The organism is Eubacterium uniforme, assembly GCF_900167115.1.
Taxonomy (GTDB): domain Bacteria; phylum Bacillota; class Clostridia; order Lachnospirales; family Lachnospiraceae; genus Eubacterium_S; species Eubacterium_S uniforme.
Window position 1 is genome coordinate 106,150 of the sequence record NZ_FUXZ01000003.1, and the last position, 18,114, is coordinate 124,263.

The 18,114-nt window shown below is 31.7% G+C and carries 13 protein-coding genes; all 13 read right to left on the reverse strand.

The features are described 5' to 3' along the window. Nucleotides 1–21: 21 nt before the first annotated feature. Entirely contained in the window at nucleotides 22–855 is an 834-nt protein-coding gene (locus tag B5D16_RS02025; RefSeq protein WP_242942966.1) for a phosphatidate cytidylyltransferase, read from the reverse strand. 10 nt (nucleotides 856–865) lie between these two features. After that, nucleotides 866–1,576, reverse strand: a complete 711-nt coding sequence (locus tag B5D16_RS02030) for an isoprenyl transferase (protein ID WP_078765297.1) — start codon at nucleotides 1,574–1,576, stop codon at nucleotides 866–868. Between the two features lie 17 nt (nucleotides 1,577–1,593). Beyond that, nucleotides 1,594–2,148: a ribosome recycling factor gene (gene frr / locus B5D16_RS02035; protein WP_078765298.1), complete on the reverse strand. Its 555-nt coding sequence runs from the start codon at nucleotides 2,146–2,148 to the stop codon at nucleotides 1,594–1,596. A 9-nt stretch (nucleotides 2,149–2,157) separates the two neighbouring features. After that, complete coding sequence (pyrH, locus tag B5D16_RS02040) at nucleotides 2,158–2,856, reverse strand: UMP kinase (RefSeq protein ID WP_078765299.1); 699 nt, start codon at nucleotides 2,854–2,856, stop codon at nucleotides 2,158–2,160. 16 nt (nucleotides 2,857–2,872) lie between these two features. Then, entirely contained in the window at nucleotides 2,873–3,490 is a 618-nt protein-coding gene (gene nrdG / locus B5D16_RS02045) for an anaerobic ribonucleoside-triphosphate reductase activating protein (protein WP_078765300.1), read from the reverse strand. 86 nt (nucleotides 3,491–3,576) lie between these two features. Further along, the gene (locus B5D16_RS02050) at nucleotides 3,577–5,226 is read right to left on the reverse strand and encodes a transglutaminase domain-containing protein (RefSeq protein ID WP_078765301.1); all 1,650 of its coding nucleotides are present in this window, start codon (nucleotides 5,224–5,226) and stop codon (nucleotides 3,577–3,579) included. 229 nt (nucleotides 5,227–5,455) lie between these two features. Next, nucleotides 5,456–7,678 carry an anaerobic ribonucleoside-triphosphate reductase gene (gene nrdD / locus B5D16_RS02055; RefSeq protein WP_078765302.1) on the reverse strand — a complete coding sequence of 741 codons (2,223 nt, stop codon included), beginning with the start codon at nucleotides 7,676–7,678 and terminating at the stop codon, nucleotides 5,456–5,458. Nucleotides 7,679–8,206: 528 nt separating this feature from the next. Then, nucleotides 8,207–10,789: an ECF transporter S component gene (locus tag B5D16_RS02060; protein WP_078765303.1), complete on the reverse strand. Its 2,583-nt coding sequence runs from the start codon at nucleotides 10,787–10,789 to the stop codon at nucleotides 8,207–8,209. Next, nucleotides 10,790–11,641 (reverse strand): energy-coupling factor transporter transmembrane component T, encoded by an 852-nt coding sequence (locus B5D16_RS02065; RefSeq protein WP_078765304.1) that lies wholly within the window; start codon nucleotides 11,639–11,641, stop codon nucleotides 10,790–10,792. A gap of 56 nt (nucleotides 11,642–11,697) precedes the next feature. Next, nucleotides 11,698–12,039 carry a DUF4430 domain-containing protein gene (locus tag B5D16_RS02070; protein WP_159444256.1) on the reverse strand — a complete coding sequence of 114 codons (342 nt, stop codon included), beginning with the start codon at nucleotides 12,037–12,039 and terminating at the stop codon, nucleotides 11,698–11,700. Nucleotides 12,040–12,080: 41 nt separating this feature from the next. Next, complete coding sequence (locus B5D16_RS02075; RefSeq protein ID WP_159444257.1) at nucleotides 12,081–14,321, reverse strand: DUF4430 domain-containing protein; 2,241 nt, start codon at nucleotides 14,319–14,321, stop codon at nucleotides 12,081–12,083. Nucleotides 14,322–14,392: 71 nt separating this feature from the next. After that, nucleotides 14,393–17,014, reverse strand: coding sequence for a hypothetical protein (locus tag B5D16_RS02080; protein WP_159444258.1), 2,622 nt, complete (start codon nucleotides 17,012–17,014; stop codon nucleotides 14,393–14,395). Nucleotides 17,015–17,594: 580 nt separating this feature from the next. Continuing rightward, complete coding sequence (locus B5D16_RS02090; protein WP_078765310.1) at nucleotides 17,595–18,113, reverse strand: cob(I)yrinic acid a,c-diamide adenosyltransferase; 519 nt, start codon at nucleotides 18,111–18,113, stop codon at nucleotides 17,595–17,597. Between the last annotated feature and the right edge of the window lies 1 nt (nucleotide 18,114).

The following is an 18,114-nucleotide window of genomic DNA, read 5'->3' on the forward strand; positions in this document are numbered from 1 at the left end:
GTATCATTTTGCAACTAAGAATTATTTCATAAATTCCACTAATATCCAAATAAGTGGAGCTGTAAAAATGACACTATCAAATCTATCCATAATTCCACCATGTCCAGGGATTAATGTACCATAATCCTTGATTTGCATATGTCTCTTAATAGCTGATGCAGCTAAATCTCCAACCATTGAGATGAATGATCCAAAGAAACATACAACAACAAACATAATTCTAATATCAACAGTTGAATTAATCTTATCTCCTACATATAAAGCATATAAGAATCCACATAAGCAGCTTCCAAACACACCACCTATTGCTCCTTCAACTGTTTTCTTTGGACTTAATACTGGTGCCATCTTATGCTTTCCAAACATAACACCAAATATGTATGCAAAGGTATCACATCCCCATGAACATAAATAAATAAGCCATACGATATATCTTCCACCATTTGCTATTCTAACCTTATATACATACGAAAGCATAACAGGTACATATAAAAGACCAAACATAACAAATGCTATCTCAGCTGGTTTAAATTCTGGATACGTTAAAACATATAACACACATACAAACATAAGAGATAATACCATTAGAATCATTGTATATTCATTGTACGCACTATCCCTAATTAAAAAATAATACATAATTGCTGCTGCATATCCAGCAAATGCAATCTTCTTTTTTTCAATTGAAAATGCTCTATATAATTCAAACAAACCTACTAATGAAACGCAAAGTGTTGTTACATATAAAACATCTCCACCTAAATGAACTGTAAGTATTGCAATTAAAACAAGTATAATTCCACTAAATAGTCTTACCATAGTGGACTTGCTAAAAAGTTTTCCAATTGCAGACATAAGAATTACCTTATACCTTTCCGAATCGTCTGTTTCTAGACGAATAAATTTCTATTGCTTTTTCAAGCTCTTTCTTATTAAAATCAGGCCATAAACAATCAGTAAAATAAAACTCAGTATATGCTAACTGCCATAATAGGTAATTAGATAATCTTTCTTCTCCACTGGTTCTAATAAGTAAGTCTGGATCTGGCATATCATCTGTATCAAGATATGAACTAAACATCTTTTCATCAATATCATCAATATTGATTTTGCCATCCTTACCATCTGCACTTATTCTCTTTATGGCTCTAATAATCTCATCCCTGCTTCCATAGTTAATGGCAATTGTAAAATTAAGGCCACCGTTCTTTGCAGTAACTTCCTCAAGATGAAGAATAGTATCTCTAATATCTTCATCAAGGCGTGATAAATCACCAATGACTCTAACTCTCATATCATTATCATTTGCTCTTTTTTCACAGTTCTTAAGATAATTTCTTAAAAGTTTCATAAGTGCTTTTACTTCATCATCAGGTCTATTCCAGTTTTCTGTTGAAAACGCATAAACAGTTAAGTACTTAATACCTAAATCCCAAGCATCTTCACATATCTGTTCTACTGTCTTAGCACCTGCTGCATGCCCCATATTTCTAGGCAGATGTCTTTTCTTAGCCCATCTGCCATTTCCATCAAGTATAATTGCCACGTGCTGTGGCACATTTAATTCTTCTGACATTTAAAACCGCCTTATAATTAAACTGTAAGAATTTCTTTTGACTTATCTTCGATAATATCTTCTACTTTCTTAACATACTTATCAGTAAGTTTCTGAATATCATCTTCAATATCACTTAATTCATCTTCTGAAATTTCATTAGCTTTATTCTGTTTCTTGAAAGCATCGTTTGCATCTCTTCTAATATTTCTAACTGCAACCTTAGCATTTTCGCCCTTCTTCTTAACGTCCTTAACTAATTCCTTACGTCTTTCCTCTGTAAGTTCTGGGAATACAAGTCTAATAACCTTACCATCGTTAGTTGGTGTAAGTCCAAGGTCTGATGCTAAAATAGCCTTTTCAATTTCTTTAAGGAGTGTTGCATCCCAAGGTGCAATACAAATCATTCTAGCTTCTGGAACTGTAATATTACCAACCTGCTGTAATACTGTTGGTGTTCCATAATAATCTACAGTAATCTTGTCTAAGATATGAGGATTAGCTCTTCCAGCTCTGATTGTGCTATATTCCTCCTGTAAATTTGAAATTGTTTTTTCCATTTTTTCTTCGTAAACATTAAGTCTTTGATCCATGATATCCTCCTAATCTACTGTAATAACTGTACCGGTTGTCTTACCAGTAGCTGCATTTATAATACTATTTTCTTCATTAAGTCCAAATAAAATCATTGGAACTTTATTTTCCATACATAAAACTGCCGCACTTAAATCAATAACGCCAAGCTTATTATCAACAATATCACTCATCTTCATTGTTGCAAACTTCTTAGCATCTGGATTCTTATGTGGGTCAGAATCATAAACACCATCAATGGCCTTGCCACCTAAAATACACTCAGCTTCAATTTCGATTGCACGAAGTGCCATACACATATCTGTTGAAAAATATGGATGACCTGTACCACCTGCAAAGAAACATACCTTACCTTCAGCAAATGCTTCATTTACAGCATCCTTTGAAAATTGCTTTGTAAATGTTCCACATATAAATGGTGTGAAAACATCTGTCTTAATTCCTTCTGTTCTAAAGATTTCTGAAACATACATGCAGTTCATAACTGTTGCAAGCATACCTATGCCATCAGCCTTTGTTCTATCAATCTTTTCACTTGTTCTTCCGCGCCAGAAATTTCCACCGCCTACAACAATGCCGATTTCCACCCCCTGATCAACAAGTACTTTGACCTGCTTAGCTACTGCAACGCAAGAAGCTTCATCAAAACCAAACTTCTTATCACCTGCAAGAGCTTCGCCACTTAATTTTAATAATACTCTCTTCATGTTACATCTCCTGTCATTAATTCATAAATTCTTCGATTGTTACTGCCTGTCCGCTTTCTAAACTCTTTCTGACATCAATAACTCTCTGATTTGAAGAGCCTCTAAATTTTAAATTTAGATTTTTGAGAGGTTCCATAAATTCGCCATCTATTAAGACATCAATATTTTCAAGAATCTCTCTTATATATTCAGTATTTGCTCTTGATTTTTCATCTTTAATGAGTGGCTCATAAAAATTAATTGTGTTACGAGCATCAACTTCCTTACTGATACCAATCTTCTGATTAACTGAATAATCATAAATTAATTCCTCAAAAACAAATCCTGTAAATAACCAAATATTCTTTTCAGGTAGTTCTCTTCTTATTCTTTTAATAAGGCCAAGAACCTCCGCCTGATTTTCAGGTTCAAGTGGATCTCCACCTAAAATGGTAATTCCTTCCATGTAGTCAGGTTTAAGTGCATCCATAATCTTATCTTCTGCCGCTCTGTCATATGGCTTTCCATATTCAAAATTCCATGTTTTTTCACTAAAGCAGTTCTTACAACCATGTCTGCACCCTGAAACAAAGAATGATACTCTAACCCCTGTTCCATTTTCAACACTAAATTCTTTAATATTCCCGTAATACATATTAACACCTCCTTATCTAAATAGATAAAGCCTATCTGATTATGCATGCTGACACATACATATTACAGTCAAATCATGTTTTAGTATTAGTTGATTACAACACCGCTTACGTTGCTATAATCTGAATAGTATCTCTTTCCATTTTTCTTTACATATGTTCTAACTCTAAAATGATATGTCTTACCACTTTCAAGTCCTTCTACTAAAGTATCCGTTGCATTTTTCTTAACTGTAACAGTCTTAGATGATGCACGCTTAAATGATAAATCACTACTACATTTAATCTCATATCCACTTACACCCTTTACAGATTTAAGCTTAACATATGCTGAATTCTTAAATGGCATAATACTATCAATACTACCTGTTCTTGGTACTATGTCAAAATAAACTTTTTTTGTTTTAAGGTTTTTATATTTACCCTTAAACTTAATTGTTATTTCTCCACGACCACATTTTTTATTATTTTTATATTTAACTTTATAGAATTTTCTTTTAATTAATTTTTTCTTTTTATCATATACTTTAAATGCTGCTTTTATCTTTTTACCTGTATATTTATATACCTTTTTAGCAAGAACAATCTTGCATGCATTCTGTGAATACTTGCCTTTTGAAAGTTCTGGCTGATTTGTAAAACCAGTATAAATTGTATAACCTTTATTAGTCATCTTATGAGACTTTCTAAAAGCTACTTCAGCAGTCTTAGTTTCACTACCAACACAAAGATAAGCATCTACTTTATGTCCAGTATCATTCCATGTAACATCTATTGCATACCACTTACCATCATCAAGTTTAACATTATTCCACTGGTGACCACCTGTTGTACCATTAGCAGTTGTAGCATCACCACAAACATTAATACATGGTATCCCTAAGTTATCACATATGAGCTTAAATGCAGATGCATATGCCATACAAATCGGACCATTCTTACCCTTGTTACCTTCTAATGCACACATAGCCTGATGAGTATATAAAGATTCACCAGGAACATTTGCTAATACTAATGAATTATAATTATTTATTTTTACAAGATACTTGTTAAGTGCACAAACTGTTGAATAAGAATCTTTTCTAGCAACCTTCTTTGAAATCTTCTTTACCAAAGAATCTCTTTTTGCCATAGCCTTAATTATATCAGCTGGTGTTTTATATTTCTGAGTATCCCTTAAATCAAAGTTTGCATATGTATCCTTAATTACAATTGAATAAATAATTGTATATTCAAGATTACCTGTTGTCTTATTAAGTTTTACACTATAACTATATCTAAGTTTTGGTGACTGTTTGATCCAGAATACTTCTGGATGATCAAAATAGAATGCGAAATAAACCTGATAAATATTTGAAGGAACATCACTCTTTCCAACCTGATTCTGAATGAAACTTTCTATAGCATAATTTGAACTTGCTGGAACCACTCCAGTTTCTGTAGTTACATCATGAACATAGCAACCTTCTTCAACTCTATCAACATTCTTTTCATCAATAAGATATCCACCTGCATCTAATGAATTATCATATAAACTATCATATAACTCCAATGCATAATTAGGGAAATTTAGTCGATCCACAAATCCTTCATAGATTCCTTTTTTTGTCTTCGCTGCTGCAGCATAAACTTTTTCATTACCATTGATAGCAAATCCAGAATATCCAGAAACATCCAATGATAAAACAACCATTATTGCTACCATCAACTTACTTATTTTTCTCTTTAAATTATTCATAAAATTTTCCTTTTCTTTTCATTTAAACATACTTATGACAGAATATCATAATCCATATTATTATATAATAATTTTACCTTTATTACAAGGTAACATAAAACATAAAAACCGACCGCTTCACGGTCGGTTTTTATTCTAATCCATTTTTGGAGATTAGGGGCTCTGTCCTTCGGACATCCCTAATCTATTTTTGGAGATTAGAAACTTCCGGCTTCGCCGGTATTCTAATCTATAAGTGCAATACTCTGTCCTTTATCTCCTGTGTACGTCCCTGATTCCAGAACTGTGTTCCAATATAACCACAAGTTCTTCTTGCAACTGACATTTTGTTTTGGTCTGTGTTACCACAATTTGGACATTTCCAAATAAGCTTCTTACTTCCTTCTTCTTCAGCAATCTGAATCTCACCATCAAATCCGCATACTTCACAATAATCACTCTTTGTATTAAGTTCAGCATACATAATATTATCATAGATGAATTCCATAACCGAAAGAACAGCCGGAATATTATTCTGAAGATTTGGAACTTCTACGTAACTAATTGCTCCACCTGGTGAAAGTTTCTGGAAATCAGATTCAAACTTAAGTTTTTTGAATGCATCAATTTCCTCAGTTACGTGTACATGGTAACTATTAGTAATATAGTTCTTATCTGTTACTCCAGGGATTAAACCAAATCTCTTCTGGAGACATTTTGCAAATTTATAAGTTGTACTTTCAAGTGGTGTACCATATACTGAATAATCAATATTTTCTTCTGCTTTCCACTTAGCACATGAATCATTTAACTTCTGCATAACTTCAAGAGCAAATGGTCTTGCTTCTTCATCAGTATGTGATTTACCTGTCATATACTTACACATTTCATAAAGACCTGCATATCCAAGTGAAATAGTTGAATATCCGTGATATAAAAGTTTATCAATTGTTTCACCTTTTTCAAGTCTTGCAAGTGCACCATGTTGCCAAAGAATTGGAGCAACATCTGAAGGTGTACCTAAAAGTCTTTCATGACGAAGTCTAAGTGCTCTATGACATAGTTCAAGTCTTTCATCTAAGATATCCCAGAATCTATCCATGTCACCCTTTGATGAACATGCAACATCAACTAAGTTGATTGTAACAACACCCTGGTTAAATCTACCATAATATCTATGTTTACCTTCAACATAATTTCTAGCATTTGCAATATTTCCAACACCTGCTTCTGTGAATCTATCAGGTGTAAGGAATGATCTACAACCCATGCATGTATAAATGTCGCCCTTAAGTTCCTTCATAACCTTAGCTGAAATGTAATCTGGAACCATACGCTTAGCTGTACATTTAGCAGCAAGTTCTGTAAGTTTGAAATATTTTGAATCCTTATGTACATTATCTTCATCAAGTACATAAATAAGCTTAGGGAATGCTGGAGTAATCCAAACACCCTTTTCATTCTTAACACCCTGAATACGCTGCTTTAATACTTCCTCGATAATCATTGCAAGGTCTTCTCTTGTCTGACCTTCTTCTACTTCATCAAGATACATAAACATTGTAACAAATGGAGCCTGACCATTACATGTCATAAGTGTAATAAGCTGATATTGAATAGTCTGAATACCTCTAGTAACTTCATCCTTAAGTCTCTTCTCGACGATAAATGAAACCTTATCATCATCAATGCTATCACCGCAAGCCTGTCTTTCTTCTAATACCTGCTGTGCAATTTTCTTTCTACTAATATCAACAAATGGTGCAAGATGAGCAAGAGAAAAACTCTGTCCACCATACTGGTTACTTGCAACCTGTGCAACAATCTGAGTTGTTACATTACATGCTGTGTAGAAACTATGTGGTTTTTCAATCATAGTCTCACTAATAACTGTTCCGTTCTGAAGCATATCTTCAAGATTAATAAGATCACAGTTGTGTTCCTTCTGTGCGAAATAATCTGAATCATGGAAATGAATTAATCCTTCTTCATGAGCATCAATAATTTCTTCTGGAAGTAAAACTCTCTTTGTAAGATCCTTACTAACCTCACCAGCCATATAATCACGCTGTGTTGAGTTAATAATTGGATTCTTATTTGAATTTTCCTGTTTAACTTCCTCATTATCTCTTTCTATAAGAGCCAAGATTCCTTCATCAGTAGTATTAGCTTTTCTTGCGAGTTCTCGTTTCTGTCTATATCTGATATACTTCTGAGCAACCTCATAACCTCTCATTTCCATGATACCCTGCTCTACAATCTCCTGTATATCTTCAACGCCTAAAGCATGTGTCTTTTCATAAACTTTCTTCTCTACAATATCCGCAACCGCTTTTACCTGATTATCACTAAGCTGTAACTGAATATCTACAGCAGCATTCGCTTTTCCAACGGCGTTTTCGATTTTTTCACGATCAAATTCAACCTCTACACCGTTTCGCTTGATAATCCTTGCCCCTTTTAGTGTACTCATTACAAATCCATCCTCCTATCCTATTCCTATGTCTATATTTAATGACACTAATAACCACCAAATTACGTTTATTTTAGGTGGTTATCAAGCATTCATTGCATTCGCAATATTTTGTGTTATGTAAATGACTCAGACACTACATCTAGTTACTTATTATAGAACATAAAGTATCAAAAGTAAATAGATATTTTACACTTTTTCCCCGTTATTAAATTAACTATTCTACGAATATTTTTGACACAAATTGTCAAACTTCTTTATTTTACAAGCCTTTCACAACTTTGTGCCAAATTTCTTTACTCAGATTTTTATTACAATTTTTTTACAATTTTTTTACTTCATATGGTATGACCGCCTCTATGCAAACCACAATATATCGTGTTTGGTATTTCTAACCATTTTTTACAGATATTATGTAACTTAAAATCACATAAATATGGAACATTACGTTCCCATAATGTCCCATATTTGCTTTCTTTCCAAGTATAACACTCAGTTTATAATTCAATTTTTATATCATACATACATCTATATCTCATACTTATATTTGATTCTATATATTCTTCTAATAAGTGGTCTACCTAATATCAATATAAACACAGCTGTTGAAACTCCATGGATTATATCAAGCGGAATTCCAGATATTATGTTAATCAATAATGTTTCCTTTATTGCTTTTCCAGCCGTAAGGCTTGTAAAAAAGTTCATAATAAAACCATATATTAAAAAGATAGAAATAAAACCATATACCGCTATTGCAACAATGTATTTTCTGCTAACACTTTTACCTTTATTAAGGCTGCGTCTTAATAAACTGCCTATTATTCCAGCTAAAAATCCGACCAGTCCAAATGAAAACATCTGAAATGCCGTCCATGAGCCCTGACCAAAGAAAGCATTTGATAAAAAGGCCATTAAGCTTCCACATAAGAAACCACTAAACGGATCTAGAGCTACTCCTGCAATAATAGAAATCGCTCCCACTGGTTTAAAAGCTGGTATCATGTAAAATAATACTCTTCCAACAACTCCAAGAGCAGTAAGCGCTGCTATTAAAACCAAACGCTTTCCACTTATCTTCTTCTTTTCAAAAAATACAGCTAAACCAATCATAGAAACTAATAAAACAATTACACTCATAAGAAAATACCTTTGATCAGCATACGTCTTACTTATGCCAAGCATAATTCCATAAACTAATGCAGCAACTATAATGTAATTTCTAAGTTTTCTAAACATTAAATGTGAATCCAATTTTTCATTTTCAGAATTTACAATTCTATTACTATCTATCTTATTAGTATTCTTATGCTTAGCATTTTCTACAGTTTTATCAATATTCTTATCCTGCGATTTTTTCTTATTGCATATACTAAGGTTATTATCATTATCATCTTCACCGAATATATCTTTAATCAAAATAACATTTTTAAAATAGTCCCTTGTAATTCGTCTGGTAACAGTTGTGTAAAAATGATTATCCGTAAAGAAAAGTGTCGGTATGGCATCACTAATAATTCTTCTATTAAAAAGGAATCCTAATCTATCACTTACACTAGCACTAAACTCTATGTCATGACTTACAAGTAGAATCGTTTTGCCCATGCCCTTTAATTTCTTAATATAAGATGCCATTTTAGATTTAGCAAATGCATCAAGTCCCTTTGTAGGTTCATCCATAATTATGATTTTAGAATTCAAAAGAAGTACCTTAATCATAGCAACCTTTTGCATCTCACCACCACTTATATCAAATGGATTAAGTGATAAAACATTCTCTATTTCAAAGAAGGTAATATAATCATATAAATTCTTATTTTCATCTTCTATCTTTTTAAGCAAGCCATCATCAGCCTTTAAATCATCATATGAAAAGCCTTTTACCTTGCCTAATAATTCTTCTAAAACTGTATCCTTTGAAAATAGATTTCTAGGTTCCTGTGGAATAAATCCTATCAACTTTCCATATATATCTTCATCTTTTATTTTTTTTATGTCTTTACCAAACAAAATTACTTTACCATCATTTGGATTAATCAATTTAGATATAATTGATAGCGTTGTACTCTTACCACAACCATTTCCACCCATAATGGTATAGACTTCACCTTCCTTAACTGTAAGTGCAAAGTCTTCTAATACAAAATCAGAGTCTTTATTATATTTATAATACACATGCTTTAATTCAATAGCATTTGCTACTTCGTTAAAACTATTTCCATTAAGTTTATCAATATTATATTTATTATTTTCGTAATACGAATTAATCAATTCAAAATTATCATTTAAGAACCTTTTACCATCTGCAATGCTTATAGGAACATCACTCAAGCTAACATCTTCTCGCTTATAAAGTTCAGAACATATTCTGCTAGCACTAGGAAGTCCATATACCTGATTATTATTATTTTCAATTAAGTATCTAGCCATGTTTCTCTTGTCATTAACAACTACAGAAGTATCGCTTTCATTATTTATAAAAACAATTTTATCTGCTCTATTAAAAACTTCTTCAAGTTCATGCATAACTATTAAAATAGTTGTACCGAAATCCCTATTAAGTCTAAATACTCTTTCAAGTAACTCTGATTCTGCTACCGGATCAAGCGTTGATACAGGTTCATCAAGAATTAATAAATCAGGTTTCATTACCATAACTGATGCTAAATTAAGAAGCTGCTTCTGACCAGTTGATAAACTATCCGTATCTCTATTATACCAATCTTCAATTCCAAAATACGCAGCCATTTCACCACATCTAAGTCTCATTTCTTTTTGAGGCATGCCTAAGTTTTCAAGGCCAAATGCAAGTTCATGCCATACCTTATCAGTAACAATTTGATTCTCTATGTCCTGACTAACATATCCAATATGCGCTAATTCTTCTTCTGAAAGAGTTTTAACATCCTTACCCTTATAGTAAATCGTGCCTTCTACAATGCCCTTTCTTGCCATGTAAGGTTTTATACTCCTAATAAGCGTACTTTTACCACAGCCACTCTTGCCAATCAAAAGAGTCACTTCACCTTCATTAACTTCAAAATTCACGTTTGAAAATATTGAATTTTCCGAATTTTCATATTTAAAACCAAAGTTTTCAAACCTTAACATCTACATTCCTCTTTTTCGTTCAAATACATTAACTACAATCGGGAATATCCCAAGCAATATAAAAGCTACAAATATAAATACATTACTTCTAATTTCTACAGCTGGATTATAATTAGCGTAACATAGTCCTTTAAAATATCCAGCAAATACAATTCCAATAAATATAAGCAAATACAAAAGTTGTCTTATTTCTCTAATTCCAAAATGGAAGTTATGATACATTGTTCTACTTCTTACACCAAAACCTCTATTCTGCATACTAGATGCTGTTTCAACTGATTCCTCTAGGCATCTTGAAAATAGAATTGAGAAATTATTATAAGCTGTTTTTATTCTACTTATTTTTCGTTTATCATTATAAGCACCTAATAACTTAGATGATTTTTTTATTTCCCTATAATTCTTTTTATATAACGGAATAAACCTTAAACTCATAGATATAACAAGAGAAATACTTGGTAGTATTTTTCCAGTTAAATATAAAACATCATCCGATTTTATAATTATATTAAATGATGCTAACCACAATAACGAAGCCATAACCATACATCCCATAACAAGACCAAATAATATACATTCTAAGGTTATGCTATTACCATTATCCATCATATAAAGTGAAGTCTCTCCATAATGATTAAATGCACCATTAACAAATACTATCAATAAAAATAGTGGAAATATTGGTAGTAAGTAGTGTTTTGCTACTTTCTTAACTCCAACAAGACATGATAAGAAAACCATGCCAAGACAAAGCGATATTATAAGCATGTATATATGTAATGTACACATTGTAAATGTGAGCATTGATCCAAAATATAAAATCAAAATTATTGGATGTAATTTTATTTTCATATTATCACCTAACTCCCAAATATATTCTCTATTATAAAAGTAGACCTATCTACTAATTACTTAAAATCACCCAATGTAACTGTATAATACCAAACTATTTCATCGCCGTCTTTAATCTTATATGCACTACAACCATAGTTAGGTATCTCTTCATTAACCTTATACATCCATCCTGACTGAGGTCCACAATCAAACTCATAAAGCTGATTTATACCTTCAACATAAACAGATTTATATACTGGTGATGTTGATGATTCAATATGTATCTTTTCGTCCTTACATACTTTTTTTAATACATCAAATACAGTATCACCTTCATGCATTTTTATATGTTCCTTTTTAAAAATATAACCATCCTTTGGAAGATACTTTTCCTTATCCTTATTAAAATCTTCCATATGACTTAAAATTTGTGTACAGTTTATTTCAATGGTTACATCTATTTGCTTTCCTTTTTCTTTCTTAGTGCACGAAGTAGGTAATATAAGCATGCACATAATAAGCAAACAACTAATAAACCTATAAATACGATTTTTAACCATATACCATTATCCTTATTTTTATTATTCGTCTTTGTTTCAATTTCTGTAGTAGTTTCATTTTTCTCATAATTCACTACGTTATCTTCATTTAAGAAATTAACATTTGTTTTATTATTATCTCCATAATTAAATAATTTATCTTCATTTTTGTAATATGCATTACTAATCATACAAAATGCAAGCATAGCTTGCTGCGTTGCAATAGCATTACCTGTATCAGCATTTTTATCATCATATAAATGAGCATATAACCCATCCTTAGTCTTATATGAAAGAATATTATCTATTGCACGATTAAAATCATAATTCTTGTCCTTAACGCAAAGCATAGCCATTGTAGCATAACTTAAACTTTCAGAATTAATATTATCCATGCTTTTAAATTCACCGTTATCATCAGACTGTTCTTCAATAAACTTAACGGCTTCCTTTAAGAATTCTTTATCGCATTCCATATCCTTACTATATAAACTTCCAGCTAAAACTGCCATTGCAGTTAAGTCCACATCACCCTTATCACCCATAAGAGCAAAGCATCCTTTATCTTTCCACTCATTTGCTAATATATTATAATAATCAGTTCTTTCTTTTTCATATTGATCTTTTATTTCATCCGAAGATGATAAAGCTATAAGAGCCCATATAGGACCATTTAATCCCTGGGAACATATATCATCTTGATTTTTCAGATTATTAGTTATATTGTACTTATCCTCATTATGACTTATACCTAAGGCACTCATTGTTATAACTGCCTTTGAAAAATCGGTTCCCTTGTTAGATAGAGTCCCCTTATATGAATTAATTGATTTAACAAACTCTTTTTTATAGCCATTTAAGTATTCACTATCTATTTCTTTTCCAGATGATAATAGAGAAATCATCTCCCATTGCATTTCTAATGCAACGTCCTTATAATCAATTTCTTCAATTCTATTTTTATATTCCTCTATTTCCTCATCAATCTTTCTTATATGTTCTACATCTATTAATTCAGTTATGCTTTTTGCTTCATTTGAAGCAATACCAATTATATAATCATTCTCATTAGAATTGTTATTTTCATTCTTATTATTTTTCTTATTATTGTTATCTTTTAAATTATCATTATTAGATTCTTTATTTATAGTATTATTATTTGAATCCTTATTATTCGAATCCTTATTATTTACATGACTTGATTTTGAATCAGAGTTTGATTCTTCGTTAGCACTATTCTTATTATCTTGAGTTGATTTATCATTTTCCTCATTATGTATTTTCTTATTTCTATGTTTATTTTTTCTTTTATGTTTATGACCACTTTCTTCTCCACCATTTGAGTTAGTCTCATTTTGATACTTATTATCACTGTTGTTATGATAATTATTATGCTCTTTCTTTTTAGCATCATGATCGCCTTCATGCTGACTATCATCATGGGATGATTCCTTCTGTACTGTTTCACTCTGACCATCATCCTTATTAGGATCAATCTTTTTTATAATAGACTTAATATCGTCCTTATCCTTATCTAAATCTTTTAAGACTTTTAAACCTTCTTTATAGTGCTCACTATCTTTATTATTTGCTAATGTTTTTATAAGTTTATCTCTATTAGCAGGAACTTTTAAATCTTCTCCTAATCCGAATAAAGTAAACTGAATTCTAATAACATCCCCATCGCTTACTTTATAATCTGACATTCCAACATTAGGCGCACTGTTATTAACAAAGTAATACCATCCAGAAGTACCAATAAAAGAACGTTCAGCTAAATCTGGTGCATTAACATTATTCGAATTAACTCTTCTATTGTATACATCACTATTCTTTATAATCTGTGGAATATCAAAAGTTCCATCATCACATTTTTTTATTCTTGATAAATAAAAACCATCTGTCAAACTTCCATTATAAACATATGTAATATTATTATCAGAAAATACCTTATCAAGTATTTCTGAAACTCTAGTGTTTTTTGAAACACTAATTTTGCATGGTTCTATAATTAAATTTTGTCCAATAATCGATTTTTCGCATGTAAAATAAACATCAATGCTATCATTAGCAGATGTAACCACTCCATTATCAACAAATATGCAATTTATTATTAATACAAAAATTATAATCTTCGCGAAAAATCCATTTTTATTCATATCCATCACTCTTATATATCAAATTCACACTTAGTATCAAAATAATACTAAGTGTGAATTCAACATTCTAATTATTTTTTAATTTTGATTTTCTTAGTCTTTGATTCTAAACTGAATACCTTTGAATCATCAACATTCATAAATGCCACAACTTTATATGTATATGTTTTCTTTTTCTTAAGTTTCTTATTTGTGAATTTAAGAGTTTTAGAACTAACTTCTTTTACTTTCTTAAATTTACCTTTACCAACTTTTCTATAGATAATATATCCATCTGCATTATCTACAGCTTTCCATGACAACTTAGCCTGTTTTTTGCCACGTTTAACCTTAAGTCCTGCAACATTTGAATTTGCAAACTTAACAATCTTCTTAACTAATTCTTTATCATCAGAAGCAGCTTTACTATCTTTAGTTTCACTACTCTTAGTAGCTGTAGCTTTTGCAGCCTCTAATTCTTTTGTAGCCTTAGCTAAATCAGTTTTAACTTTTTCTAGCTCAGCATCTGATGCTTCCTTATCCTTTGTATATTTTTCTAAATCAGCCTGTGCTTTTTCTAAGTTTTCTTTTGCAGTTTCAAGTTGTGCTGTTAAAACTTCTTTACTTCCATTTGCACTGTCAAGTTCTGTATTTAAATCTTCAATCTGACCATTTAAAGTTTCAATCTGACTATTTAAGTCTTCTATTTCTTTTTTAAGAAGTGGAACAACATCCTTTACTTCAAGCTTAAATTCAGGTAGTTCACTAAAATATTTTTCCAATACTGGTGCATCTAAATTTGGTTTTCCACCATTTTCAACCAACTTATCTGCTCCAAGGCCTGAACCCCACCAACTTTCAAAAATAGATCCTTTAGTGAATGTATATGTTCCCTTGGCATTAAATTTCAAAATCATTGAATTATCAGTAATGTTATACTGCTCACCAAAACCTTTTACTTCTCCGTTTTGAGCAACAGCATCCTTACCTGCTCCATCAACATATGTAACTTCTTCGGCATTACCTACATAATAACTAACAAAACTACCCTTTGCTCCCCAAGATGGGTTAAACATTGTTGGATTATAAATTCCTGCAAGTTTATAAACAGGAAGAGAAATACCATTAAATTTTATTTCAACTTCATCACCCTGATAAATATCCTCGCCTTCACGTGATAAATTTGTCACTGTATAACTTACTTTTCTAGCTTTAACAACTTTATATAATGTTTTGAATTTACCTTCTTCATCCTGTGCAGTAATTCCAATAACATTAGCACCTTCTTTAAGTTTAAAACTATATTTTCCATCCTCTGATGTTAATGTTTCATTATTTGCTGTAACCTTAAAGATCTGACCTTCATCGCAAGTAGGTGCAAATTCTAATTCTTTTTCATCTATATAGTAAATTGTATCATAGCTACTTAAATCAATACCTGATTCAATATTAATATCTGCTGGGTTGCTATTCACATCAAAAACTACATATGTAACGTTACTATCATGTGTTCCTGCCCATACTTTATCATAAGCAAAAACTGGATCATAACTTACCTTAACGATAGTTGTTCCTTCCTTAACAGCTTTTACAGATACTTTCTGTGAACTATCATTTGCTGATAACTTGATACTATCACCACTAATAATTTCAAAATTGAAATTTGGTCTTACTACATCTGCAACTGGTGCTACATCACTCTTATTAATCTGATTTACTCTTCTTGGGTATATTTCTGCTGAATCGCCTTTTTTTAATTCCTTGAAATCATACTGTAACCATAAATCATCGTAGACATTAGCAACTGAATCATCTTCTACTACATTAACTGTGTAATATGGCATTACAACATAGCTACCATAATCTTCCATATCTTCTGATCCAATTGCTGTAATATGATATGTACCAGGTTTACCAAAACTAATAGTAACATCACCATTGTCATCAGTAATAGCATCTTCAATTGGTGTAATAGTATAACCATCTTCACCAACTAATGCCAACTGTACATCAGCGACATTTTCTCTACCATTTTCTTCAATCACTTCATCAGGATAACCTTCCCAAAGTGCTCCATAACCTGTTACATTAAGATGTTGATCAACACCTGCAACAAATGTTGATCCATTTAATTTTTTTCCATTATAAGATACATTTAATTTATAATCCATAAATGCAAATGTATCCTGTGCCAAAACAAATCTTACTTCGTCATTATCTTTTAATACTGCTTGATTAACAGCATCCATTGTACACTGTCCACCATATGCTTCTACAGGCACACCATCATGTGGTGCCTTACCATTAACATCAAAAATCCAATAATATGATTCTACTCCAAATTCTTTAGATACATATCCACCATTTACATCAAGATAATTGCTTTTAGTATCTTTTGTAAAATCATCTCCATAAGTTTCTTCATGCATTGCTACTAATGCATCAAGTGCTGTAACATCACCTTCAACTTTTGGATTATCAACATAACCATAACTTTCTGCTTTATCAGCTGATACAGTTATTTCATGATGTGGAACTATAAACTGATATTCTGCCTGAGCTGATACTTCAACTGTAGCTGTTTTTACAGTATTCGCTTGTTCTTCTTCTGCAAAAATATTAGTTGGTGCAAGACTAATAACAAGCGCAGAAGAAAGAACCAATGATAATATTCTTTCTTTTAATTTCATTGGCTTACTCTCCTTAATATTCATACTAGACTTTGCCAAGCCCGTTTTATGTCAAACATTAGGTAAGTCTCCTGGCTTGTGGAATGTCTCATCCTTCCCAAGGTGTATTTGCACCCAATACCCCTCAGTGGATTTTACCTTCTTCGTCAGGCAAGTGCTAGCACTTGCCAGTTCGTTCCGCAGTTTTCTTTTTCCTCCGCGGAACTTCTTTCCTTTCAGGGTTTGCATGTGTCCTGTAAACACATGCAAATCTGACTTCGTCAGACAAGTGCTAGCACTTGCCAGTTCGTTCCGCAGTTTTCTTTTTCCTCCGCGGAACTTCTTTCCTTTCAGGGTTTGCATGTGTCCTGTAAACACATGCAAATCTGACTTCGTCAGACAAGTGCTAGCACTTGCCAATTCGTTCCGCAGTTTTCTTGATGAAAACTGCTCCACTCTCAGTTGTGGCAACAGCTCCGGCGATCCGGATTCCTCGTTACTGCCTTATGGCAACCTAATGCTTTTACAACTTTAATATTATAACATTTTCACTTTATTTTTTTAAGTTATAACTTTCTTTTACAAATTGCATTTTTCTATTACAAATAATAGTATTTTTTTATTTCTAATACTCTATACCTCTTCTTGCATCCACTCCTAAATCAAATGGATGTTTCTCCTTAACAACCTTAGAAATGTAATCTGCAATTCCACCAAGTTTTCCATCATAAGCATGTCCAGAAATTACAATTTCAGTCTTATCTCTATTCTTCTCTAAAAACTTGATAAACTTATCCTTAGCAAATACATTCTCATATGCATAAACCACTTCATCTAACACAATCATGTCATATGAATTTTTATTTTGTAATTCATACACTTCTTCAATCTTTTTATTATAACCTTCTTTAATCTTCTTCATCTGTTCTTCCATTTCCTTATTATCAAATGCCATGGTATATAAAACATCCTGAGGAAGATAAGTAACATTCTCCATATTTTTTAACATGATAACTTCCGAAGAATCATTATTTTTAAAAAATTGTACATATAAAACCTTTCCACCACTTCCAGCCATTCTAACTGCTCCGCCTAAAAGTGCTGTACTTTTTCCTTTACCATCACCATAAAAAAACTGAATCATT

What these genes read in the sequence shown, in the direction of transcription:
- B5D16_RS02030 (WP_078765297.1), bottom strand. Translation starts at nt 1,576, where the DNA reads ATGTCAGAAGAATTAAATGTGCCACAGCACGTGGCAATTATACTTGAT.
- B5D16_RS02090 (WP_078765310.1), bottom strand. Translation starts at nt 18,113, where the DNA reads ATGATTCAGTTTTTTTATGGTGATGGTAAAGGAAAAAGTACAGCACTT.
- B5D16_RS02025 (WP_242942966.1), bottom strand. Translation starts at nt 855, where the DNA reads ATGTCTGCAATTGGAAAACTTTTTAGCAAGTCCACTATGGTAAGACTA.
- nrdG (WP_078765300.1), bottom strand. Translation starts at nt 3,490, where the DNA reads ATGTATTACGGGAATATTAAAGAATTTAGTGTTGAAAATGGAACAGGG.
- B5D16_RS02070 (WP_159444256.1), bottom strand. Translation starts at nt 12,039, where the DNA reads ATGGAAGATTTTAATAAGGATAAGGAAAAGTATCTTCCAAAGGATGGT.
- nrdD (WP_078765302.1), bottom strand. Translation starts at nt 7,678, where the DNA reads ATGAGTACACTAAAAGGGGCAAGGATTATCAAGCGAAACGGTGTAGAG.
- B5D16_RS02065 (WP_078765304.1), bottom strand. Translation starts at nt 11,641, where the DNA reads ATGAAAATAAAATTACATCCAATAATTTTGATTTTATATTTTGGATCA.
- B5D16_RS02050 (WP_078765301.1), bottom strand. Translation starts at nt 5,226, where the DNA reads ATGAATAATTTAAAGAGAAAAATAAGTAAGTTGATGGTAGCAATAATG.
- B5D16_RS02060 (WP_078765303.1), bottom strand. Translation starts at nt 10,789, where the DNA reads ATGTTAAGGTTTGAAAACTTTGGTTTTAAATATGAAAATTCGGAAAAT.
- B5D16_RS02075 (WP_159444257.1), bottom strand. Translation starts at nt 14,321, where the DNA reads ATGAATAAAAATGGATTTTTCGCGAAGATTATAATTTTTGTATTAATA.
- pyrH (WP_078765299.1), bottom strand. Translation starts at nt 2,856, where the DNA reads ATGAAGAGAGTATTATTAAAATTAAGTGGCGAAGCTCTTGCAGGTGAT.
- B5D16_RS02080 (WP_159444258.1), bottom strand. Translation starts at nt 17,014, where the DNA reads ATGAATATTAAGGAGAGTAAGCCAATGAAATTAAAAGAAAGAATATTA.
- frr (WP_078765298.1), bottom strand. Translation starts at nt 2,148, where the DNA reads ATGGATCAAAGACTTAATGTTTACGAAGAAAAAATGGAAAAAACAATT.